General features: G+C 70.6%; 20 protein-coding genes. 7 read left to right on the top strand and 13 right to left on the bottom strand.

The window, feature by feature from the left end:
- The first annotated feature begins 167 nt into the window (after nucleotides 1–167).
- Both cofG and ACLV7J_RS14380 read left to right on the top strand, forming a co-directional pair.
- A complete protein-coding gene (gene cofG / locus ACLV7J_RS14385) occupies nucleotides 168–1,148 on the top strand; it encodes a 7,8-didemethyl-8-hydroxy-5-deazariboflavin synthase subunit CofG (protein ID WP_411869750.1) in 981 nt (326 codons plus the stop codon).
- Nucleotides 1,149–1,205: 57 nt separating this feature from the next.
- The gene (locus tag ACLV7J_RS14380; protein ID WP_411869749.1) at nucleotides 1,206–2,792 is read left to right on the top strand and encodes a photosystem II high light acclimation radical SAM protein; all 1,587 of its coding nucleotides are present in this window, start codon (nucleotides 1,206–1,208) and stop codon (nucleotides 2,790–2,792) included.
- Between the two features lie 31 nt (nucleotides 2,793–2,823).
- On the opposite strand, the gene ACLV7J_RS14375 is transcribed toward ACLV7J_RS14380, so the two are convergent.
- Genes ACLV7J_RS14375 through ACLV7J_RS14365 form a run of 3 tightly spaced genes read right to left on the bottom strand, consistent with a single transcriptional unit; the run spans nucleotide 2,824 to nucleotide 5,260 of the window.
- Nucleotides 2,824–3,636: a type II CAAX prenyl endopeptidase Rce1 family protein gene (locus ACLV7J_RS14375; RefSeq protein WP_411869748.1), complete on the bottom strand. Its 813-nt coding sequence runs from the start codon at nucleotides 3,634–3,636 to the stop codon at nucleotides 2,824–2,826.
- Entirely contained in the window at nucleotides 3,636–3,983 is a 348-nt protein-coding gene (clpS, locus tag ACLV7J_RS14370) for an ATP-dependent Clp protease adapter ClpS (RefSeq protein WP_411869747.1), read from the bottom strand. Before clpS ends, ACLV7J_RS14375 begins: the two co-directional genes overlap by 1 nt.
- Before the next feature lie 26 nt (nucleotides 3,984–4,009).
- A complete protein-coding gene (locus ACLV7J_RS14365) occupies nucleotides 4,010–5,260 on the bottom strand; it encodes an LL-diaminopimelate aminotransferase (RefSeq protein WP_411869746.1) in 1,251 nt (416 codons plus the stop codon).
- A 50-nt stretch (nucleotides 5,261–5,310) separates the two neighbouring features.
- Between ACLV7J_RS14365 and ACLV7J_RS14360 the strand changes: the two genes are divergently transcribed.
- The 3 genes from ACLV7J_RS14360 to ACLV7J_RS14350 all read left to right on the top strand — a co-directional run bounded on the left by ACLV7J_RS14360 (nucleotide 5,311) and on the right by ACLV7J_RS14350 (nucleotide 11,192).
- Nucleotides 5,311–8,046, top strand: coding sequence for a TIGR03960 family B12-binding radical SAM protein (locus ACLV7J_RS14360; RefSeq protein ID WP_411869745.1), 2,736 nt, complete (start codon nucleotides 5,311–5,313; stop codon nucleotides 8,044–8,046).
- A gap of 462 nt (nucleotides 8,047–8,508) precedes the next feature.
- Nucleotides 8,509–10,617 (top strand): Rne/Rng family ribonuclease, encoded by a 2,109-nt coding sequence (locus ACLV7J_RS14355; RefSeq protein WP_411869744.1) that lies wholly within the window; start codon nucleotides 8,509–8,511, stop codon nucleotides 10,615–10,617.
- A gap of 2 nt (nucleotides 10,618–10,619) precedes the next feature.
- Nucleotides 10,620–11,192, top strand: coding sequence for a ribonuclease HII (locus tag ACLV7J_RS14350; RefSeq protein WP_411869743.1), 573 nt, complete (start codon nucleotides 10,620–10,622; stop codon nucleotides 11,190–11,192).
- A gap of 29 nt (nucleotides 11,193–11,221) precedes the next feature.
- Here ACLV7J_RS14350 and ACLV7J_RS14345 read toward each other — a convergent pair whose 3' ends face one another.
- Complete coding sequence (locus ACLV7J_RS14345) at nucleotides 11,222–11,743, bottom strand: DUF1997 domain-containing protein (RefSeq protein WP_411869742.1); 522 nt, start codon at nucleotides 11,741–11,743, stop codon at nucleotides 11,222–11,224.
- A gap of 56 nt (nucleotides 11,744–11,799) precedes the next feature.
- Between ACLV7J_RS14345 and pheA the strand changes: the two genes are divergently transcribed.
- Complete coding sequence (gene pheA, locus ACLV7J_RS14340; RefSeq protein WP_411869741.1) at nucleotides 11,800–12,654, top strand: prephenate dehydratase; 855 nt, start codon at nucleotides 11,800–11,802, stop codon at nucleotides 12,652–12,654.
- Between the two features lie 39 nt (nucleotides 12,655–12,693).
- Here pheA and ACLV7J_RS14335 read toward each other — a convergent pair whose 3' ends face one another.
- From ACLV7J_RS14335 to ACLV7J_RS14295, 9 genes are all read right to left on the bottom strand, one after another.
- The gene (locus tag ACLV7J_RS14335; RefSeq protein WP_411869754.1) at nucleotides 12,694–13,656 is read right to left on the bottom strand and encodes a methyltransferase domain-containing protein; all 963 of its coding nucleotides are present in this window, start codon (nucleotides 13,654–13,656) and stop codon (nucleotides 12,694–12,696) included.
- A gap of 27 nt (nucleotides 13,657–13,683) precedes the next feature.
- Nucleotides 13,684–14,424, bottom strand: coding sequence for an LON peptidase substrate-binding domain-containing protein (locus ACLV7J_RS14330; RefSeq protein ID WP_411869753.1), 741 nt, complete (start codon nucleotides 14,422–14,424; stop codon nucleotides 13,684–13,686).
- Nucleotides 14,425–14,606: 182 nt separating this feature from the next.
- Nucleotides 14,607–14,927 carry a 30S ribosomal protein S10 gene (gene rpsJ / locus ACLV7J_RS14325; protein ID WP_185466691.1) on the bottom strand — a complete coding sequence of 107 codons (321 nt, stop codon included), beginning with the start codon at nucleotides 14,925–14,927 and terminating at the stop codon, nucleotides 14,607–14,609.
- Between the two features lie 131 nt (nucleotides 14,928–15,058).
- Nucleotides 15,059–16,288, bottom strand: coding sequence for an elongation factor Tu (gene tuf / locus ACLV7J_RS14320; protein ID WP_411869740.1), 1,230 nt, complete (start codon nucleotides 16,286–16,288; stop codon nucleotides 15,059–15,061).
- 39 nt (nucleotides 16,289–16,327) lie between these two features.
- Nucleotides 16,328–18,403, bottom strand: coding sequence for an elongation factor G (fusA, locus tag ACLV7J_RS14315; protein WP_411869739.1), 2,076 nt, complete (start codon nucleotides 18,401–18,403; stop codon nucleotides 16,328–16,330).
- A gap of 111 nt (nucleotides 18,404–18,514) precedes the next feature.
- Entirely contained in the window at nucleotides 18,515–18,985 is a 471-nt protein-coding gene (gene rpsG / locus ACLV7J_RS14310; RefSeq protein ID WP_255126792.1) for a 30S ribosomal protein S7, read from the bottom strand.
- Nucleotides 18,986–19,027: 42 nt separating this feature from the next.
- Nucleotides 19,028–19,402, bottom strand: a complete 375-nt coding sequence (gene rpsL, locus ACLV7J_RS14305; RefSeq protein WP_411869738.1) for a 30S ribosomal protein S12 — start codon at nucleotides 19,400–19,402, stop codon at nucleotides 19,028–19,030.
- Nucleotides 19,403–19,471: 69 nt separating this feature from the next.
- Nucleotides 19,472–19,849 (bottom strand): AIR synthase, encoded by a 378-nt coding sequence (locus tag ACLV7J_RS14300; protein ID WP_411869737.1) that lies wholly within the window; start codon nucleotides 19,847–19,849, stop codon nucleotides 19,472–19,474.
- Between the two features lie 37 nt (nucleotides 19,850–19,886).
- Complete coding sequence (locus ACLV7J_RS14295) at nucleotides 19,887–21,746, bottom strand: phosphodiester glycosidase family protein (protein WP_411869736.1); 1,860 nt, start codon at nucleotides 21,744–21,746, stop codon at nucleotides 19,887–19,889.
- Between the two features lie 199 nt (nucleotides 21,747–21,945).
- Between ACLV7J_RS14295 and gltB the strand changes: the two genes are divergently transcribed.
- Nucleotides 21,946–26,553 (top strand): glutamate synthase large subunit, encoded by a 4,608-nt coding sequence (gene gltB / locus ACLV7J_RS14290; protein ID WP_411869735.1) that lies wholly within the window; start codon nucleotides 21,946–21,948, stop codon nucleotides 26,551–26,553.
- Nucleotides 26,554–26,562 lie beyond the last annotated feature (9 nt).

Genomic DNA, 26,562 nt, shown 5'->3' with positions numbered 1-26,562 from the left:
GCTGGAGAGTGGTGGTCATGAGAACGGGTGGGAATGCACCAGACCCGAAGGCCAGGGGCGGTAAGTAGGGCGGTGAACCGGCCCCGAGGGGCGTGGATCAACCACCTGCCGCACTGTAACGGAAGATTGCGCGTTCTGTGAAGGGGGATGTCCCTGGTCTGCGCTCCATGAGGCCAGCCGTCGCTGTGCCCCGGCCCTTCGGCCGCCGGGTCACCTGGAGTCCGAGCCTCACGCTGGTGCCCACCAACGGCTGCTTCAACGCCTGCGGCTACTGCAGTTTCCGGCGGATTCCCGGCCAGGAGCAGGTGCTCGATCCCGGGGGCGCCGAGGCCCGGATCGCCGCCCGGCCGCAGGCCCTGGAGGTGCTGCTGCTGAGTGGCGAGGCGCATCCGGCCTCTCAGGAACGGGCGGCCTGGTTCGCCCGCCTGCTGGCCCTGAGCCGCCTGGCGCTGGGCTGCGGCCGGCTGCCCCACACCAATGCGGGCCCGCTCTCGCTGCGGGAGATGGCGGCCCTGGGCCGGCTCAATCCCTCCCTGGGCCTGATGCTCGAGGGCTTCGGCCCCGCCTACGACGCCCTGCATGCCCACGCCCCCAGCAAGCGCCTGGCCGTGCGGCTCGGCCAGCTGGAGCAGGCGGGCCGCCTCGGCATCCCCTTCACCACCGGTCTGCTGCTGGGGGTGGGGGAGCGGCGCGCCGAGCGGCTGGAGGCCCTGGAGTGGCTGGCGGCCCTGCAGCGCCGTTGGGGCCACATTCAGGAGGTGATCCTGCAGCCCTGGCGGCCCGATGGCGCCCAGGCCACGCCGCTGAGCCCCCCGGAGCAGGCCGACCTGCTGGAGCTGATCCACGCTGCCCGCGCGATCCTGCCGCCGGAGGTGCACCTGCAGACGCCCCCCAACCTCTGGCCCCTGGCGGCCCTGCCCGCCGCCATCGCCGCCGGCATCGACGACCTGGGGGGCATCGACGTGGGCGATGTGATCAATCCGGCCTACCCCCAGCCCAGTCCGCAGGCGCTGGCGGCCGTGCTGGCCGAGGCCGGCTGGCAGCTCACGCCGCGGCTGTGTGTGCATCGGGGCTGGTGGCCCTGGCTGCCGCCCGCCCTGGCGCGGCGCCTCGCTCCGCTGGCGGCCCGGCTTTCCGCACCGGCCTGAGGGCGCCGCCGATCGGACCTGCTTGTTAGCGTCCCAGCCTGCGACAGGCGCTTCCGCGTGAGCCAACCCGCCCCGGCGGACCAGCGGGTGCTGCTGGTGCGTCTCCCCTGCAATCCCATCTTTCCGATCGGCCCCGTCTACCTGGCCGATCACATCCACAAGCAGTTCCCGGCGATTCCGCAGCGGATCCTCGATCTGGCGGCCCTGCCGGTGCTCGATGTGGAGCGGGTGCTGCTGCGCACCGTGGAGCAGTTCCGGCCCACGCTGCTGGTGTTCTCCTGGCGCGACATCCAGATCTACGCGCCGGTGGACGGGCGCGGCGGCAACCCGCTGCAGAACTCCTTTGAGGTGTTCTATGCAGCCAATCCGCTCAAGCGCCTGCGCGGCGCCCTCGGCGGCCTGGGGCTGATGGCGTCGTTCTACGGCGAGCTGTGGCGCAACCTGCGCCTGGTGCGGCGGGGTCTGCGGCGGGCGCGGCGCTTCCAGCCCCAGGCCACCGCGGTGCTGGGTGGCGGTGCGGTGAGCGTGTTCTACGAACAGCTCGGGCGCCAGCTGCCCAAGGGCACGGTGGTGTCGGTGGGGGAGGGGGAGCCGCTGCTGGAGAAGCTGATCCGCGGCGAGTCGTTGGCTGGCGAGCGCTGCTTTGTGGCGGGCGAGGAACCCCGGCCGGGGCTGATCCACGAGCAGCCGGCGGGCATGGAGAAGACCGCCTGCAACTACGCCTACATCGCCGAGATCTGGCCCCAGCTCGACTGGTATCTGGAGGGGGGCGACTTCTACGTGGGCGTGCAGACCAAGCGCGGCTGCCCCCACAACTGCTGCTACTGCGTTTACACCGTGGTGGAGGGCAAGGCGGTGCGGGTGAACCCGGTGGAGGAGGTGATCGCCGAGATGCGCCAGCTCTATGCCAAGGGCGTGCGCGGCTTCTGGTTCACCGATGCCCAGTTCATCCCCGCCCGCCGCTACATCGAGGACGCCAAGGAGCTGCTGCGGGCGATCCAGGCCGAGGGCTGGACCGACATCCGCTGGGCCGCCTACATCCGCGCCGACAACCTCGATGCCGAACTGGCCGAGCTGATGGTGGCCACCGGCATGGACTACTTCGAGATCGGCATCACCTCCGGCTCCCAGGAGCTCGTGCGCAAGATGCGCATGGGCTACAACCTGCGCACCGTGCTGGAGAACTGCCGCCTGCTGGCCCGGGCCGGCTTCCGCGAGCACGTGTCGGTGAACTACTCGTTCAATGTGATCGACGAGCGCCCCGAGACGATCCGTCAGACCATCGCCTACCACCGCGAGCTGGAGCGGATCTTCGGAGCCGACAAGGTGGAGCCGGCGATCTTCTTCATCGGCCTGCAGCCCCACACCCACCTGGAGCAGTACGGCTTCGACCAGGGCCTGATCCAGCCTGGCTACAACCCGATGAGCATGATGCCCTGGACCGCCCGGCAGCTGCTCTGGAACCCGGAGCCCATGGGCAGCACCTTCGGCCGGATCTGCCTGGAGGCGTTCGAGACCAACCCCGCCGACTTCGGCCGCACCGTGATGGACCTGCTGGAGCGCGACTACGGCATGGCGCCCCTGGAGCAGGCCCTGCATGCGCCGTTGGAGGGCCGCCGGGCCCTGGCCTCGGCGGTGCGCTGACACTGCGGTTCTGCCGCAAGCCGCGTCCGCGTCACCACCAGCGGCGCCGCACCCACAGCAGAGCTCCCAGTCCGAGCCAGCCCAGCAGACCGCCGATCGGGTTCGGGCTGGGGCTGCCGGCGCCCACCAGCCAGGCGGGTGCCCCCGACGCGATCTGCAGCGGCCCGGCCAGCAGGGCGAACCAGCCGCCCACCAGGCCGCCGTGCAGGCCCACGGCTCCCCACAGCGCACCGCCATCGGCGCGGCGCTGCAGCGCCAGAGCCAGCCCCAGCAGCACCAGGCCGCCGAGCAGCGCCAGGGCCTCCGGTGCCGGCAGCCGGCTCCAGGGGTGCACCAGCGCAAACACCGCGGCCTGCAGGCCGATGGCCCGCTGGCGTCCGGCCTGAAGGTCCAGTTCGCCCCAGAGCCAGCCGCGGAACAGCAGCTCTTCGGCGAAGCCCACCCCCAGCAGCAGCGCCAGGGCATTCAGGCCCTCGGCGGCGGTGAGGCTGCCCCCCCAGCGGGCCTGGCCGCTCAGCAGCAGCACGGCGCAGACGCCCGCCAGCAGCAGCACCGCCTTGAGCAGGCCCCGGACGAAGGCCCGCACACCGGCGATGGGCGTCACCGCCACGCCAAGGGTCTGCCAGGGGGCGGAGCTGCCCCAGGCCCGCCGCAGGCGCCAGGGCAGCGTGGCCAGCAGCAGCAGCAGCGCGATCACCGCCCCCGCCAGATCCAGCTGGTCGGGCCGCCAGGCGGGGAACAGCAGGCTGAGGGGGCGGGCGCTCAGCCAGCCCAGCCCGTACAGCACCGGCACGTAGAGGAGGGTGCCCCACCAGTGGAGCCTGGGGCCACCAGCTCCTTTCATCAGCTCTCAGGCTCGATCGTGCTGGTGAGGCCCTTGGCCTTGAGGCTCTCGCTGTAGAACTCCGCCGGTTCGATGTCGCACACGATCACCAGGCCCACGCCGGTGTTGTGGGTCTCGAGCATCACGGCGATGGCGTCCTGCTCGCTGAGGAGCGGCACCACCTGGCGCAGGGTCGCCACCACGTATTCCATGGTGTTGACCGGGTCGTTGTGCAGCAGCACCTTGTAGCGGGGCGAGTGCTTGCGCACCCGCTCCGGTGCCTTCTCCATCACGGCGGCGCCGCCGGGGGTGCCGGCGGGCGACTGGGAGGCGGCGGGCAGCGTGGTCATCATGGCCAGCTCAGACATGACGAGTGGAAACTGTAGGCAGCCGTTCAAGCGACAGCCGCAGGGGCGCTCAGGGCGCGTTGAATCCGCCCCATCGCCTCCAGCACGTTCTCGCGGCTGTTGAAGGCCGAGAGACGGAAGTAGCCCTCGCCGGCGGCACCGAAGCCGCTGCCGGGGGTGCCCACCACGTTCGCCTGGCTCAGCAGCAGGTCGAAGAAGCCCCAGGAATCCACGCCGGCGGGGGTCTTGATCCACACGTAGGGGGCCTGCTCGCCGCCATACACCGCCAGGCCGGCGGCGCTCAGCTCGCGGCGGATGATCGCGGCGTTCTCCATGTAGAAGGCGATCAGCGCCTTCACCTGGGCCTGGCCCTCGGGCGAATACACGGCCTCCGCACCGCGCTGCACGATGTAGCTCACGCCGTTGAACTTGGTGCACTGGCGGCGGTTCCACAGGCCCCACAGCTCCACCGCTTCCCCATTGGCGGCGGTGCCCTTCAGGCCCCGGGGCACCACGGTGAGGGCGCAGCGGGTGCCGGTGAAGCCGGCGTTCTTGGAGAAGGAGCGGAATTCGATCGCGCACTCCCGCGCCCCCTCGATCTCATAGATGGAGTGGGGCAGGCTCGGATCCTGGATGAAGGCCTCATAGGCGGCGTCGAACAGGATCAGGGCGCCGTTGGCGCGGGCGTAATCCACCCAGGCCTTGAGCTGCTCCTTGGTGGCGACGGCGCCGGTGGGGTTGTTGGGGAAGCACAGGTAGATCAGATCCACCTTTTCGGTCGGGATCTGGGCGGTGAAGCCGTTCTCGGCGTTGATCGGCAGGTAGGTGAGGCCGCCGTACTGGCCGGCGTCATCGGCGTCGCCGGTGCGGCCCGCCATCACGTTGCTGTCCACATACACCGGATACACCGGGTCGGTCACGGCGATGCGGTTGCCCTCGCCGAGGATGTCGAGGATGTTGGCGCTGTCGCACTTCGAGCCGTCGGACACGAAGATCTCCTCGGCGGAGATGTCGCAGCCGCGGGCCTGGAAGTCGTGCTGGGCGATCGCCTCCCGCAGCCACAGGTAGCCCTGCTCGGGGCCGTAGCCGTGGAAGCCCTCGCGGGTGCCCATCTCATCAATGGCGGCCTTCATGGCGGTGCGGCAGGCCTCCGGCAGCGGCTCGGTCACATCGCCGATGCCCAGGCGGATGATCGGAGCCGAGGGGTTGGCCTCGCTGAAGGCCTTCACGCGCCGGGCGATCTCGGGAAACAGGTAGCCCGCCTTGAGCTTGAGGTAGTTGCCGTTGACCTGGGCCATGGAAGACGGGCGCCGCGCGCGGGATGGGGTTGCGATCGCCGGATTGTCCTATGGCGCCGGCCGGGCCTGCATACGATCAAGCCAACGCCCGCCTGCGTGCCGCCGTGCCCGTTGCCCCCGCCGCTTTTGCACCGGCCGATGCCCCGGTGGACTTCGCGGCCCTGGTGGACCGCAGCATCGCCAAGCCGGGCCGCTACCTGGGCAATGAGCTGGGGGTGCAGCCGCGTGACTGGGATCAGGCCTGGGGTGCCGCCGGCGTGCGCTGGGCCCTCACCTACCCCGAGATCTACGAGGTGGGCTCCAGCAACACCGGCCACATCATTCTCTATTCAATCCTCAATGCCGTGCCGGGGCAGCTGTGCGACCGCAGCTACCTGCCCGGGCCCGATCTGGCGGCGCGGCTGCGGGAGCGCGGTGAGTCCCTGTTCGCCGTGGAGAGCCGCCGGCCCCTGCCGGCGTTCGACATCCTCGGCTTCTCCCTCAGCTACGAGCTCGGGGCCACCAACATCCTCTCGATGCTGGAGCTGGCCCAGATCCCCATCCGCGCGGCGGATCGGGGCGATCTCCCCCTGGCCCACCCGGCGGCCCCGCCCCTGATCTTTGCCGGCGGCCCCACCGCCACCAGCAACCCCGAGCCCTTCGCGGCCTTCTTCGACTTCGTGGTGCTGGGCGATGGTGAGGAGGTGCTGCCCGAGATCGGCCTGGTGGTGGCCGAGGCCAAGGCGGCGGGGCTCACCCGGCGCCAGCTGCTGATCGACCTGGCCCAGGTGCCGGGGGTGTACGTGCCGGCGCTCTATGGCCCCGGGGCCGATGGCGTCACCCAGGTGCCCCTTGTTCCCGGCATCCCGGAGCGGGTGCTGCGGCGCACCGCCACGCCCATGCCCCACTACGCCATGGGCCTGGTGCCCCACATCGAGACGGTGCACGACCGGCTCACCGTGGAGATCCGCCGCGGCTGCACCCGCGGCTGCCGCTTCTGCCAGCCGGGCATGCTCACCCGCCCGGCCCGCGACGTGGAGCCGGAGGCGGTGATCGAGGCGATCGAAACTGGCATGGAGCGCACCGGCTACTCCGATTTCTCGCTGCTCTCGCTGAGCTGCTCCGACTACCTGGCCCTGCCGGCGGTGGGGGTGGAGCTGCGCAACCGTCTGGCTGAGAAGAACGTGACCCTCACCCTGCCCAGCCAGCGGGTGGATCGCTTCGACGAGAACATCGCCCACATCCTCGGGGGCACCCGTAAGGCGGGCCTCACCTTCGCGCCGGAGGCCGGCACCCAGCGCCTGCGCGACATCGTCAACAAGGGCCTCACCGACGCCGAGCTGCTGCGGGGCATCCGCACGGCGATGCAGAGCGGTTACCGCAAGATCAAGCTCTATTTCATGATCGGCCTGCCGGGGGAAACCGATGCCGATGTGCTGGGCATCGCCGAAACCTGCCGCCAGCTCCAGCGCAACTGCACCGACCTGGGCCGCCTGGAGCTGAACCTCACCATCAGCAACTTCACGCCCAAGCCCCACACGCCCTTCCAGTGGCACAGCGTGAGCACGGCGGAATTCCAGCGGCGCCAGCAGTTGTTGCGCGACGCCCTGCGCCCCCTGCGCGGCCTCAAGACCAACTACACCGACGTGCGCCTCTCGGCCATGGAGGACTTCGTGGGCCGCGGCGATCGGCGCCTGGCGCCGGTGATCGAGGCGGCCTGGAGGGCCGGTGCCGGCCTCGATGCCTGGTTCGAGGCGGCCGACCGCACCTACAGCGCCTGGACCGAGGCCATTGAGGCCGCCGGCCTGGGCGGCCGCTACCGCGCCCTGGAGCTGGGGGCGTGGAGCGCCGCCGAGGGCATGGAGGCCGGCGATCTGGCGGCCTTCTGCGCCCAGCCCCTGCCCTGGGATCACATCGATTCCGGCATCGACAAGGGCTGGCTGGCCGACGACCTGCAGCGGGCCCTGGCCGCCGCGGTGGTGCCCGACTGCTCCTTCGAGGGCTGCAGCAGCTGCGGCGTGTGCGGCCCCGAGCTGGGCCACAACGTGGTGATCCCGCCGCCGCCGATCCCCGTGCAGCAGCCCCAGCGGGCACCGGCCAGCGAGCGGGTGCAGCGGCTGCGCTTCCGCTTCGCCAAGACCGGCTCCCTGGCGCTGCTCAGCCACCTGGATCTGGTGCGGCTGCTGGAGCGGGCCCTGCGCCGCAGCGGCGTGCCGGTGAGCTTCACCGGCGGCTTCCACCCCCTGCCACGGGTGCAGTTCGCCCTGGCCCTGCCCCTCGGGGCCGAGGCCGATGGCGAGTGGATGGATGTGGAGATGGCGGAATGGCAGGACCCCGCCTGGGTGCAGCAGCGGCTGCAGGCCCAGATGCCGGCGGAGTTCGCCCTGCTGGAGGTGAACGAGGTGCCGGTGGCCGGGCCGAGCCTGTCGCAGGAGCTGGCGGCGGCCCGCTGGAGCCTGGTGCTGCGCCCCCTGCCGGCCGCCGCACCGGTGAGCCCCGAGCGCTGGCAGGCCGCCGCCGCGGCCCTGCTGGCGGCCGAGAACTGGATCTGGGAGGACACCGACAAGAAGGGCCGCCCCCGCCAGCGGGACTGCCGGCCCTTCCTGCAGAGCCTGGAGCTGGAGCCCGCGCCGGCCCTGGGCGCCGGGGCGGTGACCCTGCGCTATGGCGCCGTGATCGATCCGGCGGGCCGCAGTCTGCGGCCGGAGCAGCTGCAGCACTGGTTCGCCCAACAGCTGGGGCTGGAGCTGGAGCTCGTGGGCCTGCGCCGCGAATCCCTACAGCTGCTGAGTGCCGCCCAGCCCTGACAGTGGCACGTGCTACGGTTTCACCACGACGGTAGATCCATCAGCCAGTTCACAGCTGATTGGGACATCGCCGCGGCAGCTTTCACGAACCACTCTTCCTGAAAGCCGCTGCCTGCGGCGCCGTTCAGACGGGTTCCATCCAATACCGGAACTTGCAACCTTTCGCCGACTAGGCCCGTTCGAACGGCCGCGGCTGCGAGGAGCCCACACCCCGTGTGGCCCTCCCGCCCCATCCTTTGATCCGGCGCCGCGGCGGTCCCTGTCCGACCCCCCTGGCACCGCCGTTGTGCGGCTGTCACCCCCGTGGTTGTCGCCCTGAGCCTTCCCGACCTCCCGTCCCCCAGTGCCCTTGCCGCAGCCGCCGATGGCGGTGGTAAGGCGTGGCGGCCGCTGAGGGGTCTTGGGCTGGGGTGCCTCCTTCCGTTCCAGGTCCGGCTCACCTGAGCCATCCCCCCGATATCCATGCCCCAGCAGATCGTCATCGCCGAGCAGCTGCGCATCGCCGCGGTTCTCCACGACGACCGTGTTGATGAACTGGTGGTGGCCCAGGGGCGTTACCAGATCGGTGACGTCTACCTCGGCACCGTTGAGAATGTGCTTCCCGGTATTGATGCCGCGTTTGTCAATATCGGCGAAGGGGAGAAGAACGGCTTCATCCACGTCACCGACCTGGGCCCCCTGCGCCTGAAGAAGGGCACCGTCGGCATCACCGAGCTGCTGGAGCCGCGCCAGAAGGTGCTGGTGCAGGTGATGAAGGAGCCCACCGGCACCAAGGGCCCCCGCCTCACCGGCAACCTCACCCTGCCCGGCCGCTTCCTGGTGCTCCAGCCCCACGGCCAGGGCGTCAACATCTCGCGCCGCATCGCCGCCGAGGGCGAGCGCAACCGGCTGCGGGCCCTGGGCGTGCTGATCAAGCCCCCCGGCGCCGGCCTGCTGATCCGCACCGAGGCCGACGGCGTCAGCGAGGAGCTGCTGATCGACGATCTCGAGGCCCTGCTGCGCCAGTGGGAGGCGATCCAGACCGCCGCCGAGAGCGCCAGCCCGCCGGTGCTGCTCAACCGCGACGAGGACTTCATCCATCGCGTGCTGCGCGACCTCTACAGCCCCGATGTCGTGCGGGTCGTCGTCGACACCCCCGAGGCGGTGGCCCGGGCCAATGCCTTCCTCGGCGCCGACCACGCCAACGTGCTGGTGGAGGCCCACGGCGAGCCCGCCGAGATCCTCGAGCACTTCAAGGTGAACGCGGCGATCCGCGATGCCCTCAAGCCCCGGGTGGATCTGCCCTCCGGCGGCTACGTGATCATCGAGCCCACCGAGGCGCTCACGGTGATCGACGTGAACTCGGGCTCCTTCACCCGCTCCGCCAACGCCCGCGAGACGGTGCTGTGGACCAACTGCGAGGCGGCCATCGAGATCGCCCGCCAGCTCAAGCTGCGCAACATCGGCGGCGTGGTGGTGATCGACTTCATCGATATGGAGTCGCGCCGTGACCAGCTGCAGCTGCTGGAGCACTTCACCGAGGCCGTGCGCCACGATTCCGCCCGGCCCCAGATCGCCCAGCTCACCGAACTGGGCCTGGTGGAGCTGACCCGCAAGCGCCAGGGCCAGAACATCTACGAACTGTTCGGCCGCGCCTGCCCCAGCTGCGGTGGCCTCGGCCACGTGGCCGTGCTTCCCGGCAAGGACTCGCTGCAGCCCCTCGCCAACCTCGGCGGTCTGGTGCGCTCCGCCGCCTCGGCCCGGGCCGAGGTGCTCAGCCCCTCCGGCGCCGAGGCCTCCGGCGGCCGTCGCCGCCGCGGCGGGCGCGGTGGCCGCAGCGGCGGCGAGCTGGTGGAAACGGCTCTGCCCCAGGAGTTCGTCACCGTGCCGGTGCTCACCACCACCTCCCTCGAAGCCGCCACGGTGCCCGCTCCCGGTGAGCCCGCCAGCCGCCGGCCTGAGCCCGAGCTGGTGGCGGTGCCCATGGATGCCGACCAGGAACTGGTCTACGGCTGGCTCGGCCTCAACCCCGCCCTGCTGCTTGAACCCCAGCCCAGCAGCGACAACCTTGTGGTGCGGGTGGTGCGCCCCGGCGATGACGCCGAGGCCGTGCTCGAGGAGGCGCGCCAGCAGCTGGCCGCCGTCGGTCCCCGCCGTCGCCGTCGCGGCCGCGGGGGCAGCGGCGAGGCCCCCGGCAACGGGCGCTCCGGCCATGGCGACGGCGCCGATGCGGAGGAGGGCGGCAGCAGCGCCAGCCAGGTCGCCGCGCCCGTGGCGGCGCCCACCCCGCTGCCCGTCACCGTGGAGATCACGCCCCTCGAGGAGTTCACCCCGATCCCGGTGCTCTCCGACGCCAGCATCGAAGTGCGCAGCACCCGCTCCCTCGATGCCCCGGCGCCGGCACCAACCCGGGGCGGCCGCAGCCGCAGCCGTTCGAGCGCGGCCGCTCCCGTGGCCGTGGCCAGCACCACGGCGGTGCTCCCCGTGATCCCCGTCATCGCCGTTCAGGCGGAGCCCGTGGCCGAAGCCGCCGCCGAGCCCGATTCCGGTGAGCCCCGCCGCCGCCGCCGCCGCTCCTCCGCCAGCGACTGAGGGTGGCCCAGGCCGGCGTCGATGAGGTGGGCCGGGGCTGCTGGTTCGGCCCCGTCTTCGCCGCGGCTGTGATCCTGCCGGCGGCGGCCCACGCCCCCCTCGCCAGCGCCGGCCTCACCGACAGCAAGGCCCTGACGGCCCGGCGCCGCGCCCAGCTGGTGCCGCGGATCACGGAGGCCGCCGAGCGCTGGGCCCTGGGCCAGGCCTCGGCGGCGGAGATCGATCGCTTCGGCATCCGCCAGGCCACCGAGTGGGCGATGATCCGCGCCCTGCAGCGGCTCGGGCCAGCGCCGGAGCTGGTGCTGGTGGACGGTGTGCTGCCCCTGCGGGCCTGGCCTGGCCCCCAGCGCACCGTTGTGCGCGGCGACAGCCTGCATCTGGAGATCGCCGCCGCCAGCGTGCTGGCCAAGCAGTGCCGCGACGCCCTGATCCAGCGGCTGGCGGAGCGCCATCCCGGCTATGGCCTGGAGCGCCACGCGGGCTACGGCACCGCCGTGCACCGCCAGGCCCTGCTGCAGCTGGGGCCCACGCCGCTGCACCGGCGCACCTTCCTGCGCAAGCTGCTGGGGCCGTAGCCCAGGCGGCTGGACCGGGCCCTGGGCCCTCAGGCCGCGGCCTGCGGCTCGCACCAGCGCTCGAAATCCCCCAGCAGCTGCTGTCCCACGCGGGTCTTGATGCCCAGCAGGATCCCCGCCAGCAGCGAGCGGCCCGTGGCCTCCAGCACGCCGGTGGGGATCAGCTTCAGCAGGCTGGGCTGGCTCACGCTCACCGCCAGGGCCGCCTCGCCCGCCAGGCCCGCGTCGCTGGCCTCCAGCCAGGAGTGGAGGGTGAGGCGGAAGTCGTCCACCAGGCCCAGGCCCTCCAGTTCGCAGTCCACCGCCTCCAGCTCGATGCGGTTGGGATGGGAGCGGGCCACCAGCTCCACCACCGGCTGGATCTGCAGCTGGAACACCTGCAGCTTCGTGACCGTGTAGCGGTAGCGCCCCGGGCTGAGGGGTTCCAGCTGACGGGCATCCAGCAGGGCCGCCATCACCCGCTCCTCGTCCGCCAGGTAGGCGGCGAGGCGCTCCTGCTCCTGCTCCACCGGCAGGTGCAGGGCTTGGCTGGCACTGAAGGCCAGGGGCATTCCAGGGCGGCCGGCGCGGCATGATCCTATCCAGCCACGCCCAGAGCCCAGCTCCCATGCGCATTGCCTTCCTTGGCCCCGCCGGCACCTATGGGGAGCAGGCGGCTGGGCGGCTGGCTGCCCTGGAGGGTCAGCCCGAGGCGGAGCTCGTGCCCCAGGTGGGGATCCGCGCCGTGGTGCAGGCCCTGGCCGAGGGCCGCTGCGAGGCGGCCGTGGTGCCGGTGGAAAACTCGGTGGAGGGCGGCGTGACCGCCTGCCTCGATGCCCTGTGGGAGCACCCGGAGCTGCGGGTGGCCCGGGCCCTGGTGCTGCCGATCCGCCACGCCCTGCTGGGCAGTGGCCCCATCAGCGGCATCAGCGAGGTGCTCTCCCACCCCCAGGCCCTGGCCCAGTGCAGCCAGTGGCTGGGGGAGCAGCTGCCCAACGCCCTGCAGCTGCCCACCAGCTCCACCGCCGAGGCGGCGCGGATGGTCGCCGGCAGCCGCTTCCGCGGCGCCATCGCCTCCCTGCAGGCCGCCCGGGAGCACGGCCTGGAGGTGCTGGCCTATCCCGTCAACGACGTGCCGGGCAACTGCACCCGCTTCCTGCTGCTGCGCCGCGGCGAGCGGCAGCTGCAGGGGCCGCTGGCCAGCCTCGCCTTCTCGCTCCACGCCAACAGCCCCGGCACCCTGCTGGAGGCCCTGGGCTGTTTCGCCCGCCTGGGGCTGAACATGAGCCGCATCGAATCGCGCCCCTCCAAGCGGGAGATGGGCGAGTACATCTTCTTCGTGGATCTGGAGCTGCCTGCGGGCAACGCCCCGCTGGAGCAGGCCCTGGCCGAGCTGCAGCCCCTGTGTGAGCACCTGGCCGTGTTCGGTGCCTATCCCCTCGATCAGGTGCGCGAGGAGGAGGAGGCCGGCGCAGCGGCGTGATGGGTGCGATGGGTCCGGCCCAGGGGCCCGTGGCGGCGCTCAGCCGGGCTTGACGGCCCGGAACACGCCGAACTGCATCATTCCGGTGGCGAAGCCCCAGTGCATCAGCAGCAGGGTGGGGGTTTCGCGCAGACCCTGCAGCACCGCCCTCGGCCCCAGGCCCAGCACCGCCCCGGGGCGCCGCACCCCCTCCAGGATCGACTCGATCCAGGAGGGCAGGGTCTCGCGGCTCCAGTCGCCGGTGTCAACCTGCAGGCCAACGGCTGCGCCGTAGCGGCTGGCCTCCAGGTTGCGGCGGAAGCCCGGGATGCTGGCGAATTCCGGGTGGGCCCACTGCACCAGCAGCTGGTGCATCACCCAGCGCTCCAGCCGGTTCAGGGGGCGCACGGCGGGGTCACGCCGGTTCCAGTCCGCCACCGCCAGGCGGCCGCCGGGCCGCAGCACCCGCAGCAGCTCATCCGCGTAGCGCTGCTTGTCGGGCATGTGGGGTCCCGCCTCGACGCTCCAGACCGCATCGAAGCTGCCGTCGGCCAGCTGCAGGTCCAGGGCATCCATCACGGCGAAGCGGCAGCTCAGGCCCTCGGAGGTGAGCGCCGTGGCCCGGGCGATCTGGCCGGGGCTGATGCTGATGCCCAGCACGTCGAAGCCGTAGTCGCGGGCGAGGATGCGGGCGCTGCCGCCGATGCCGCAGCCCACATCCAGCACCCGGCTGCCAGGGGGCAGCTGGTCGAGGCCGCTCCAGCGCACCAGCTCGTGCACGAAGTCGGCCTTGGCGCGGCGGAAATCCACAGAGCGCGGCGGGCTGCCGTAGTGCCCCAGGTGCACGTGCTCGCCCCAGAGGCGCTCCAGCAGCTGGTCGTCGGTCCAGCGGTCGTAGGCCTCGGCCACCGAGGCGGTGCTGTGGAAGGCGCGGTCGCGGCGCTGCCACACCAGCAGCCCGATCACCGCCAGGGCCAGTCCAGCGAGCAGCAGCAGGGCCACGGTCCCTGCCGGGGCGGGCAGGACCGCCAACAGTCCAGGGGTCACGGTTCAGCGGCTCCGGCCCAGGTCGTCGTCGCCTTCGCCGTCGAAGTCCGCGGCGTCGCCGCGCTGGCCCAGGCCGCTGAGGTCGCCGTCGTCGTCCTCGAGGTCGCGGAAGGTGTCCTTCAGCACGGTGCGGGCCGCCAGCTGGCGGCGGGTCTGGTCCAGCAGCTCATACTCCTGGCGCAGGCGTTCGCCGGTGTCGGTGATCTCCAGCAGGGCCTGCTGATGGTCGGCCACCGGACCGCCCAGGTGGGCGCCGATCCAGAAGGAGAGCTCCCGCGGCAGATCCGGCAGGTCGTTGGGCAGGCTGGCGGGCTTGCCGATCAGCTTGCCCGTCAGGTCCACCACGTCGTGCAGGGCCTGGCGCACCTCCAGGGAGAGGTCGCTGAGGGCCTGGTGGCTGTCGGCGTGCTCATCCTCGATCCAGCTCACCAGCCCCACGCGGAACGGTGCCTCCCGCACCACATCCAGCACGCGGAAGCGCTGCTGCCCGAGGGTCACGATGTTGCTGCGGTCGTCCTCCTGGGTCTGGCACTGCAGGATCTCGGCGCAGCAGCCCACCTCGGCCATCTTCCCGGCCTGGGGATCCCATCGCACCACTCCGAAGCGGCGATCCGTCTCCATCACGGTGCGCAGCATCATGCGATAGCGCGGCTCGAAGATGTGCAGCGGCAGCACTTCCTGGGGGAACAGCACCACATCCGGCAGGGGGAAGAGGGGCAGTTCCCTCACGGCCAGATTCGTCACAATGGCAACCAGCAGGGCGGCGGGGAGGGAGGGCCAGGCGCCGCCGGGGGGCAGAACCATCAGCAGGCCCGATCCTAGGGAGCCGGCCTCTCCCGTCGGGAGTGGCTGGGCTCCCGTGGGCCAGGTGCCCACAAAAAAGCCCGCCGGAGGGCGGGCACAGAGCACAGGTGAAGCGCAGAGCTTCAGAGCTTCACTTCGATGTCGACGCCGCTGGGCAGGTCCAGCTTCATCAGGGCGTCGATCGTCTTGGCCGAGGGGCTGTAGATGTCGATGATCCGACGGTGGGTGCGGGTCTCGAAGTGCTCGCGGGAATCCTTGTCCACGTGGGGCGAGCGCAGCACGCAATAGATCTTGCGCTTGGTGGGCAGGGGGATCGGGCCGATCGCGGTCGCAGCGGTGTGATCGGCGGTCTCGATGATTTTTTCGCAGGACAGATCCAGCATGCGGCGGTCGAACGCCTTCAGGCGGATGCGGATCTTCTGCTGGGCAATGGCGGCGGACATGGGCAGTCAGGGAGGAAGCGAACAGGACGCGGATCCGGGCGGAACCCGAATGCCATCCCGGAAGAGCTGGATTGTCGAGGTGCGGGGAAAGGGGTGAGCCCGAAGGCCCACCCCAGGAGGCTACCTCAGCCTCACTCGATGATCTTGGACACCACGCCGGCACCGATGGTGCGGCCGCCTTCGCGAATGGCGAAGCGCATGCCCTGCTCGATGGCCACCGGGCAGATCAGCTCGCCGGTCATCTTGATGCGGTCGCCGGGCATCACCATCTCCACGTTGGAGCCGTCGTCGGCGGTGAAGGCGGTGATCTGGCCGGTCACATCCGTCGTACGGATGTAGAACTGCGGGCGGTAGCCAGCGAAGAAGGGGGTGTGGCGGCCACCCTCTTCCTTCTTCAGCACATACACCTCACCCTCGAACTTGGTGTGGGGCTTGATGGAGTTGGGCTTCACCAGCACCATGCCGCGCTCGATGTCCTCCTTCTGGACGCCGCGCAGCAGCAGACCCACGTTGTCGCCGGCCATGCCCTCGTCGAGCAGCTTGCGGAACATTTCCACACCGGTGACGGTGGTCTCGCGGGTGTCCTTGATGCCCACGATCTGGACGGTTTCGCCCACCTTCACCTTTCCGCGCTCGATACGGCCGGTGGCCACGGTGCCGCGACCGGTGATGGAGAACACGTCTTCGACGGCCATCAGGAAGGGCTTGTCGATTTCGCGCTCGGGCTCGGGGATGGACTCATCCACGGCGTCCATCAGGTCGAGGATCTTGTCGACCCACTCGTTTTCGCCACGGACGGCCTTGTTGCCGGCCTGGATGTGCTCGAGAGCCTTGAGGGCAGAGCCAGCCACCACGGGGATGTCATCGCCGGGGAAGTCGTAGCTGCTCAGCAGCTCACGCATTTCCAGTTCGACCAGCTCGAGGATCTCCTCGTCGTCGACCATGTCCTTCTTGTTGAGGAACACGACCAGCGCGGGCACGCCCACCTGCTTGGCCAGCAGGATGTGCTCCTTGGTCTGGGCCATGGGGCCGTCGGTGGCGGCCACCACCAGGATGGCGCCGTCCATTTGGGCGGCACCCGTGATCATGTTCTTCACGTAGTCCGCGTGGCCGGGGCAGTCCACGTGGGCGTAGTGACGCTTGTCGGTTTCGTACTCGACGTGGGCGGTGTTGATGGTGATACCGCGCTCCTTCTCTTCGGGAGCACCGTCGATATCGTCATAGGCCTGGGCCTTGGCCATGCCCTGGGACGCCAGCACGTTGGTGATGGCGGCGGTGAGGGTGGTCTTGCCGTGGTCAACGTGGCCGATGGTGCCGATGTTGACGTGGGGCTTGTTCCTTTCGAACTTCTCGCGTGCCATGATGAAAAAGAATCGGGGGTGGGTAAGGTTAGGGGAAGATCAGGAATTACCCTGATTCTTAGAGATGATGGCCTCGGCCACGTTGCGAGGAACTTCCTCGTAGTGGCTGAATTCCATCGAGAAGATACCCCGACCCTGGGTCATGGATCGGAGCTGGGTGGCGTAGCCGAACATCTCGGCCAGGGGCACCTTGGCCTGGACCTTGGACTGTCCATTGTCGATGGACTGCCCTTCGACCTGGCCGCGGCGGGAGGAGAGATCGCCGATCACGGAACCCAGGTAGTCCTCGGGAACCTCGACCTCGACCTTCATCATCGGCTCAAGCAGCACAGGATTGCACTTCTTGACGCCGTCCTTGAAGGCCATGGAGCCGGCGATCTTGAACGCCATCTCCGACGAGTCCACATCATGGTAGGACCCGTCGACCATGGTGACCTTGATGTCGATCATTGGGAAGCCTGCAATCACGCCGGAATTGCAGGTCTCCTTCATGCCGGCTTCGGCCGGACCGACATACTCCTTGGGCACGATGCCGCCAACGATCTTGTTGACGAACTCGAACCCGGAACCCGGTTCGCCGGGCTCCATTTCGATCACCACGTGGCCGTACTGGCCCTTACCACCGGTCTGGCGGGCAAACTTGCCCTCACCCTTGGCGCTGCCGCGAATGGTTTCGCGATAGGACACCTGGGGTGCGCCGATGTTGGCCTCCACCTTGAACTCGCGCAGCATGCGGTCCACCAGGATTTCCAGGTGGAGTTCGCCCATGCCGGCGATCACGGTCTGGTTGGTTTCCGGATCGGTGCGGACCCGGAAGGTGGGATCTTCCTCGGACAGGGACTGCAGGGCCTTGGAGAGCTTCTCCATGTCGCCCTTGGTCTTGGGCTCCACGGCCACCGAGATCACGGGCTCGGGGATGTAGAGCGATTCGAGGATGATCGGATCGGAGTCCACGCAGAGGGTGTCGCCGGTGGTGGTGTCCTTGAGGCCCAGGACGGCGCCCAGGTCACCGGCGCGCAGTTCGTCCACTTCCTCACGGTCGTCGGCCTTGAGGATGATCAGGCGCGAGATGCGCTCCTTCTTGTCCTTGGTGGAGTTGAGCACGTAGCTGCCCTTCTGCAGCACACCCGAGTAGATGCGCACGAAGGTGAGCTTGCCGAAGGGATCGGCCATCACCTTGAACGCCAGGGCGCTGAAGGGGGCGCTGTCGTCGGCGGGACGGATGGCCTCGGTTCCATCGGGCAGCAGGCCCTGGATCGGGGGCACATCCACCGGTGCGGGCAGGTAGTCCACCACCGCATCCAGCAGCAGCTGCACGCCCTTGTTCTTGAAGGCGGAGCCGCACAGCATCGGCACGAGGCCGTGCTTCAGCACGCCTTCGCGGATGCCCTTGCGCAGCTGCTCCTCGCTCAGCTCACCCGTTTCGAGGAACACTTCCACCAGTTCCTCGTCGGTCTCGGCGACGCTCTCCATCAGGGCCGCGCGCCACTTCGCCGCCTCGTCCACCATGTCGGCGGGGATGTCGGCTTCCTCGATGTCCTTGCCGAGTTCATCCTTGTAGATGAAGGCCCGGTTCTTGACGAGGTCGACGATGCCGCTCAGCTCACCTTCGGCACCGATCGGCAGCTGGATCGGCGCGGCGTTGGCCTTGAGGCGATCCTTGATCTGGGCATACACCTTCAGGAAGTCGGCGCCCGTGCGGTCCATCTTGTTGACGAACACCATGCGGGGAACGCTGTAGCGATCCGCCTGGCGCCACACGGTTTCCGACTGGGGCTGCACGCCACCCACGGCGCAGAACACCGCGATCACGCCATCGAGCACCCTCATGGAACGCTCCACCTCAATGGTGAAGTCCACGTGGCCGGGGGTATCGATGATGTTGATGCGGTGATCCTTCCAGCTGGTGGAGATCGCAGCCGCGGTGATGGTGATGCCCCGCTCCCGCTCCTGGGCCATCCAGTCGGTTACGGCGGCGCCATCGTGCACTTCGCCGATCTTGTGAACCACACCCGAATAGAACAGGATGCGTTCGGTTGTGGTGGTCTTGCCCGCGTCAATGTGGGCGGCAATACCGATATTTCTGACGCGTTCCAGGGGAAAGGCGCGGGCCACGGGGCAGGTCTCCGGAGGGTAGGTCTACAAAAATTGGGCGTCACTCTACAGGTCGACCATCGGCCGACGGCCCAGGCAGGGGCCGGGTCATGGTGATCCGGCCGACCTGACTCAGTAGCGGTAGTGGGCGAAGGCCTTGTTGGCCTCGGCCATCTTGTGGGTCTCTTCGCGCTTGCGGACGGCGCTGCCGGCCTCGTTGGCGGCATCCATCAGCTCACCGGCCAGTTTCTGGGCCATGCTGCGGCCGTTGCGGGCGCGCGAGAAATTCACCAGCCAGCGCAGGGCCATGGCCGTGCCGCGTTCCTGACGCACTTCCATGGGCACCTGGTAGGTGGCACCACCGACGCGACGGGCGCGCACTTCCACCAGGGGAGTGGCGTTCTTGACGGCCGTCTCGAACAGCTCGAGGGGATCAGCGCCGGTGCGCTCGTTGATCAGCCCGAAGGCATCGGAGAGAATCCGCTGGGCGGTGGACTTCTTGCCGTGCTTCATCAGCCGGGCCACGATCATCGTGGCCAGACGGCTGTTGAACTGCGGATCGGGCAGAACCGGGCGCTTCTCGGCGGCGTTGCGGCGGGACATAGACCTGGGTAGTGGGAGTCAGGAACGGGAAACGGGGACGGATCAGCCCTTCGGGGTCTTGGCGCCGTACTTCGAGCGCGACTGACGACGGTCCTTCACGCCGGCGGTGTCGAGGGTGCCGCGGATGATGTGGTAGCGCACACCGGGCAGGTCCTTCACACGGCCGCCGCGGATCATCACCACGGAGTGCTCCTGCAGGGTGTGGCCGATGCCGGGGATGTAGGCGGTGACCTCGAAACCGGAGGTGAGACGCACACGGGCCACCTTGCGCAGAGCCGAGTTCGGCTTCTTGGGGGTGGAGGTGTACACGCGGGTGCACACGCCGCGGCGCTCGGGGCAGGCGCGCAGGGCAGGGGACTTGGTCTTGCGGGTGAGGCGCTGCCGCTCGGTACGGATCAGCTGCTGAATCGTGGGCATCGAGGGCCGGAGCGTTCGGGGGGCCGGAGAGCAGGTCGGAAGACCGACCGTTTTCGACAATCCGCCACCTTACTTTGTCGCCGGACCGGCCGCCCCCGCTGGCTCCACCGGGCTGCCGGCCGGGCTGAAGGCGGCGCCGCAGGCGCAGGTGCGCACCTCGGCACTGGGCCGCACCAGGAAGCCACCGCCGCTGAGGTCGCCGCGGTAGTCGAGCTGCAGGCCGGCCAGGCGCTCGCCCTGGTCCGCGGGGGCAAACAGGGTGATGCCGTCGGCCCGGGCGATCGGCTGGCCGGCCAGGTGGCCCGGGCGGATGCGGATCACCCAGCGCTCGCAGCTGCCCTCCACCAGGTCGAGGTGCATGACGCCGGGGGTGCCGGCCACCGCCGCCTGGCGGCCCAGCTCGGCGGCGGCGGCCGCGCTCAGGCGCAGGCTGTGGCCCTTGGGCATGGCGGCGGCAGCTCCTTGGATCGGGCTCTCCAGTTTGTCAGGGACCCCAGGCCGCCACGGCGCGGCGGCCCGGCTCGCCGCTGGCGGCGGGGCCGGCCCCGCGCGGCACCAGGCCGAGGCCGTTGTGCACCGAGGCCACGACGCCGCGGCCCCGCACCGTGTGGGTGTCGCCCACCACCAGGCCGGTGGAGCTGCCGCCATCGAGGTTGAGGGCGTCCCGTAGCCCCAGCTGCTGCAGCAGGCGGGCGGTCTCCACCAGGGTGGGGCCGGCGCTGCCGGCGCCCTGGAGGGTGACCAGCCAGAGCTGGCTGCCGTCGCTGCCGATCACCGTGCGCGGAGCCCCCTGCTCCAGAAACGTGGGGCTGAAGCCCTCGGCGCCGCCATTGAGCACCAGCTGACCGTCCTGGAGCAGCAGCGGTCCACCGCCGACCACGAAGGGTTGCTGGCCCAGGCCGTTGCTGGGTTGGCTGGCCAGGCTGAGGCGTTCGCCGGGGTTCCAGGGCAGGGGGCTGCCGCCCCGGGCCACCAGCAGCTGATCGGCGCCGCCGAGCGGAATCCCCGCCGCCAGTTCGGGACCCTCGAAGCGCTGCAGCACCAGGCCGTCGCGCACGAGCACCGCGCTCTCGTTGCCGCTCAGGGCCTGGTAGCTGCGGCCCCAGTCGGCCGTGTAGCGGCTCAGGCCCCGCTGCACGTAGCCGCTGTTGAGGCTGGCGAGGGGCCAGCGCTGCCCCTGGCCATCGCTCACCCACTCCTGCAGGCTGAGCCGCCCGAAGCTGGGCAGGCTGCCGTCGCGCCAGCCGATGGCGCCGCGGTTGAGGATCGGCCCGGAGAGCCAGCGGCCGTTGCTGCGCAGGGCGCCGAGGGGCAGGCGCCGCACCCGGTTGAAGAAGCCGCCGTTGATGACGATCAGGGCCTGCTCGCTGCGGGCCAGCTGGCCCAGGCTGCTGAGGCCCTGCATGCCGTCGGGCCGGGTCAGGGGCCGCAGGTCCAGGGGGATGGTGCGCGGGTCGAGCCGCACGCTGCTCAGCACCACGGCGCCGCTGGCGCCCGGCAACACGCGGCGATCGATGCGCAGGCCCTGGCTGAGCAGCGGCTGCAGCCGTGGATCGAGGGCCGCCGGCCGCTCCGGCGCGGCGGTGGCGGCGGCGCCATCGCCGAACTCCAGCACCAGCCGGTCGGGCCCGCCCAGGGTGAGCAGCTTGGCGGCCGAGCCGCTGGCGGGCTGGATCCTCAGCCCCAGGGCCTCCCGCTGCACCCGCAGGCCCTGGGCCTGCAGCTCCCGCTCCTGGTCCGGGGTGCCGCGCAGGCCCAGCAGCAGGCCGGCCTCGCCCCGCTGCACCACGGCGGGGCCGGCCAGGTCGAGGACGATGCGCCTGGCGCTGCCCAGGTCCCGGGAGCGGATGCGGGCCAGGCCGGCGGCCGGCAGCTCCAGCTCCAGGCGATCCCCCAGGGGCTGCACCCGCACCCCCGCCGCCGTCAGCAGGGCCAGGGCGGGCACGGCCACCTCATCCTCCAGGCTGCGCTGGGCCTGGGCTGGAACGCTGGCCCGGCGGCCGTACCACTCCAGGTTCAGCTCGCCGCCGGGGGTGGCGCTGCTGGCCACGCCCAGCTGGTCCTGCAGCACCTCCAGGGGCAGCCAGAGTTCAGCGGGGGCGGCGGCGCTGGCGGGGCTCCACAGCCAGCGGGCCTGCTGGATCCGGCCGTTGATGGCGATCTGGCCCCCCTGCTGGCTGGCCTGGCCCGCGCGGGTCGCGACCAGGGCGGACGGCGCGGTGGCACGGGGTGCGGCCTCGGCGCCGGGAGCCAGGGCGAGCAGCAGCGGCAGCGTGCCGAATCCAGCGCTCAGGCCCACAGACAGCCCAGCGGCCAGGGGGAGATGGGCCAGCAGCGCCGCCATGGATCCTCGGATCTGCTTGTCGATCAACGCTAGCCCCCCTTTTCCGGCCTGGCCGCTCCCGATGGCCTGCGCCGGCGTGCCTGGGGGCGTAGATCCCTAGGATCAGAGGTTCTCAGCGCGAGGTGTGTGCGACAGGCGAGAGCCTGCGTCCGCTCCTCGTGGTCCGCCAGGTTGTCGCCGGGTCATGCCGCAGTCGTCGATGTCGCAGTCCTCCCCCTCCGTCTGGCCGCACTGCGACAGCCCGGCCCCGGCGGCCGTGGCCGGCGAGAAGGACGCCTGCGGCGTGGGCTTCCTGGCCAGCCTGAAGGGTGAGGCCAGCCACTGGGTGCTGCAGCAGGCCCTGCGCGGCCTGGACTGCATGGAGCACCGCGGCGGCTGCGGCGGCGACGGCGATTCCGGCGATGGCGCCGGCGTGCTCTGCGGCATCCCCTGGAGCTACCTGGAGGCCGTGTGGCCCGAGGCGGCCGGCTCCAGCGGCGCTTCCCGCGGCCTGGGCATGGTGTTCCTGCCCGCCGACGCCGCCAGGCGCGAGCAGGCCAAGACCTTCTGCGATGAGGAGGCCGCCAGGCTGGGGCTGCGCAGCCTGGGCTGGCGTGCGGTGCCGTTGAACCCTGCGGTGCTGGGCCCCCTGGCCCTGGGCACCGCCCCGGCCATCGAGCAGTGGCTGCTGGCCGGCGACCAGGACGGCGATGCCCTGGAGGCCCTGCTGTTCCGCCTGCGCCGCCGCTGCGGCGACCGGGCCCGCGAGGCCTGGGGCCCCGGCCCGGGCGACCTCTACTTCGCGTCGCTGAGCGGCCGCACCGTGGTTTACAAGGGCATGGTGCGCTCGGAGGTGCTCGCCGCCTTCTATGGCGACCTGCGCGATGAGCGCTTCGCCGTGAGCTTTGCGGTGTATCACCGCCGCTTCAGCACCAACACCCTGCCCCGCTGGCCCCTGGCCCAGCCCATGCGGCTGCTGGGCCACAACGGCGAGATCAACACCCTGCTGGGCAACCTCAACTGGGCCCGGGCCTCGGAGGCCAACCTGGATGCGGTGTGGGGCGAGGCGGCCGCCGAGCTCAAGCCGGTGGTGAACGCCGCCTTCAGCGACTCCGCCAACCTCGACGCCACCCTGGAGCTGCTGGTGCGCAGCGGCCGGCCGATCACGGAGAGCCTGCTCACCCTGGTGCCCGAGGCCTTCCGCGACCAGCCCGAGCTGGCGGATAAACCCGAGATCCAGGCCTTCTACGAGTATTCCGCCTGCACCCAGGAGCCCTGGGACGGCCCGGCCCTGCTGGTGTTCGCCGATGGCCGCAGCGTCGGCGCCACCCTCGACCGCAACGGCCTGCGCCCGGCCCGCTACTGCATCACCAGCGACGGCTTCGTGGTGATGGGCTCGGAAACCGGCGTTGTGGAGCTCGACGAGAGCCGCATCCTGGAGAAGGGTCGCCTCGGCCCCGGCCAGATGCTGGCGGTGGATCTGGAACAGGGCCGCCTGCTGCGCAACTGGGAGGTGAAGGCCGAGGTGGCCGCCCGCCATCCCTATGGCGCCTGGCTGGCGGAGCACCGCCGCAACCTGGCCGTCCAGCCCTGGACCCAGCAGCGTCAGCTGGGGGATCTGGAGCTGCTGCAGCAGCAGACGGCCTTCGGCTTCACCGCCGAGGACTTCGATCTGGTGATCGAGGACATGGCCGGCGCCGGCAAGGAGCCCACCTACTGCATGGGCGACGACATTCCCCTGGCGGTGCTCTCGGACAAGCCGCACCTTCTCTACGACTACTTCAAGCAGCGCTTCGCCCAGGTCACCAACCCGCCGATCGACCCCCTGCGGGAAAAGCTGGTGATGAGCCTGGAGATGCACCTGGGCAAGCGGGGCTCCCCCCTCCGGCCCGAGGCCGCCTCGGCGGCGGTGCTGCACCTGGCCAGCCCGATCCTCAATGAGACGGAGCTGGCGGCGGTGAGCCAGCAGGGCCTGCCCACCACCACCCTCTCCACGCTGATGGCCGTCACCGATGGCCCCGGCGGCCTCGAGGCGGCGGTGCAGCGGCTCAAGGCCGAGGCCGAGGCGGCCGTGCGGGGCGGCAGCCAGATCCTGGTGCTCTCCGATCGGCGCGGCCTCGATGGCCAGCCCGGTGGTCTGACCGCCACCACCACCTATGTGCCGCCCCTGCTGGCGGTGGGGGCGGTGCACCACCACCTGCTCAACCTGGGCCTGCGCCTGGAGACCTCCCTGGTGGTGGACACGGCCCAGTGCTGGAGCACCCATCACCTGGCCTGTCTGATCGGCTACGGCGCCAGCGCCGTGTGCCCCTGGCTCACCTGGGAGACCAGCCGCCACTGGCTGGCCCAGGCCAAGGTGCAGAAGCTGATCGAAACCGGCAAGCTGCCGGCCCTCACGCCCGATCAGGCCCAGGCCAACGTGCGCAAGGCCCTGGAGGACGGCCTGCGCAAGATCCTCTCCAAGATCGGCATCTCGCTGCTGGCCAGCTACCACGGCGCCCAGATCTTCGAGGCGATCGGCCTCGGCGCCGACGTGATCCAGCTGGCCTTCACCGGCACCACCAGCCGCGTGGCGGGCCTGAGCCTCGGTGAACTGGCCAGCGAAACCCTGAGCTTCCACGCCAAGGCCTTCCCCGAGCTCAACCGCACCAAGCTCGAGTTCATGGGCTTCGTGCAGTACCGCACCGGCGGCGAGTACCACCTCAACAGCCCGGAGATGGCCAAGGCCCTGCATGCGGCCGTGAAGGCGGGCCCGGGCTACGATCACTTCTCCACCTACAAGACCCTGCTGGAGAACCGGCCGGTCACGGCCCTGCGGGACCTGCTGGAGCTCAAGCCCGCCGCCACGCCCCTGCCCATCGAGCAGGTGGAGAGCGTGGAGAGCCTCTGCAGCCGCTTCTGCACCGGTGGCATGAGCCTCGGGGCCCTCTCGCGCGAGGCCCACGAGGTGCTGGCCATCGCCATGAACCGCATCGGCGGCAAGAGCAACAGCGGCGAGGGCGGTGAGGATCCGGCCCGCTTCCACACCCTCCACGATGTGGATGGCGAGGGCCACTCGCCGACCCTGCCCACCCTCAACGGCCTGCGCAACGGCGACACCGCCTGCTCCGCGATCAAGCAGATCGCCTCGGGCCGTTTCGGTGTGACCCCCGAATACCTGCGCAGCGGCCGGCAGCTGGAGATCAAGGTGGCCCAGGGGGCCAAGCCGGGCGAGGGCGGTCAGCTGCCGGGTCCCAAGGTGGATCCCTACATCGCCTGGCTGCGCAACAGCAAGCCCGGCGTGGCGCTGATCTCACCGCCGCCCCACCACGACATCTATTCGATCGAGGATCTGGCCCAGCTGATCCACGACCTCCACCAGGTGCACCCCGCCGCCAAGGTGAGCGTGAAGCTGGTGGCCGAGATCGGCATCGGCACCATCGCTGCCGGTGTGGCCAAGGCCAACGCCGATGTGATCCAGATCTCCGGCCACGACGGCGGCACCGGCGCCTCGCCGCTGAGCTCGATCAAGCACGCCGGCAGCCCCTGGGAGCTGGGCCTCACCGAGGTGCACCGCGCCCTGCTGGAGAACGGCCTGCGCGATCGGGTGCTGCTGCGGGCCGACGGCGGTCTCAAGACCGGCTGGGACGTGATCATCGCCGCCCTGCTCGGCGCCGAGGAATACGGCTTCGGCTCGGTGGCGATGATCGCCGAGGGCTGCATCATGGCCCGCGTCTGCCACACCAACAACTGCCCGGTGGGGGTGGCCACCCAGAAGGAGAACCTGCGCAAGCGCTTCCCCGGCGTGCCTGAGCACGTGGTGAATTTCTTCCTGTTCGTGGCCGAGGAGGTGCGCCAGCTGCTGAGCGTGCTCGGCGTGGCCCGCCTGGAAGATCTGATCGGCCGCACCGAGCTGCTGCAGGCCCGCTCCGTGCAGCTGGCGAAGACCAAGGCCCTCGACCTCTCCTGCCTGATCGATCCGATCCCGGCCGCCGCCGATCGCACCTGGCTGCAGCACGAGGCCGAGGCCCACGGCAACGGTGTGATCCTGGAAGACCAGCTCCTGGCCGACGCCGAGGTGATGGCCGCCATCGAGGGCCACGGCCGCCTGGCCCGCACCCTGGCGATCGTGAACACCGACCGCAGCGTGGGTGCCCGGCTCTCCGGCGAGATCGCCGCACGCCACGGCAACACAGGCTTCCAGGGCCAGCTCGACCTCACCTACGAGGGCGCCGCCGGCCAGAGCTTCGGGGCCTTCGTGCTCCAGGGCATGAACGTGCGCCTAGTGGGCGAAGCCAACGACTACGTGGGCAAGGGCCTTAACGGCGGCCGCCTCACCGTGGTGCCCCCCGCCGGTGTTCAGGAGCCCGGCAGCCAGGTGATCCTGGGCAACACCTGCCTCTACGGCGCCACCGGCGGCGAGCTGTTCGCCCTGGGCCGCGCCGGTGAGCGCTTCGCCGTGCGCAACAGCGGGGCCCGCACCGTGGTGGAGGGCGCCGGCGACCACTGCTGCGAGTACATGACCGGCGGCGTGGTGGTGGTGCTGGGCTCCACGGGCCGCAACGTGGCCGCCGGCATGACCGGCGGCGTGGCCTTCATCCTCGATGAGAGCGGCGGCCTGACGGAGCGGGTGAACCCCGAGATCGTGGCCATCGCCGAGCTCACCACCCCGGAGCAGGAGGCCCTGCTCAAGCCCCTGCTGGAGGCCCACCTGGAGGCCACCGGCAGCGCCAAGGCCGCGGCGATCCTGGCCGACTGGAGCCGCTGCAAGGCCCAGTTCAAGCTGCTGGTGCCCCCCAGCGAGAAGGCCACGGTGGGCCTGGCGGAGCGGGAGGCCGTGGCGGCCTGACGGCCTCCC

This window comes from Vulcanococcus limneticus LL, from assembly GCF_943369875.1.
Classification (GTDB): Bacteria; Cyanobacteriota; Cyanobacteriia; order PCC-6307; family Cyanobiaceae; genus Vulcanococcus; species Vulcanococcus limneticus_A.
Note: the sequence above shows the minus strand (reverse complement) of the source record. Positions and strands in the feature narration are given on the sequence as shown.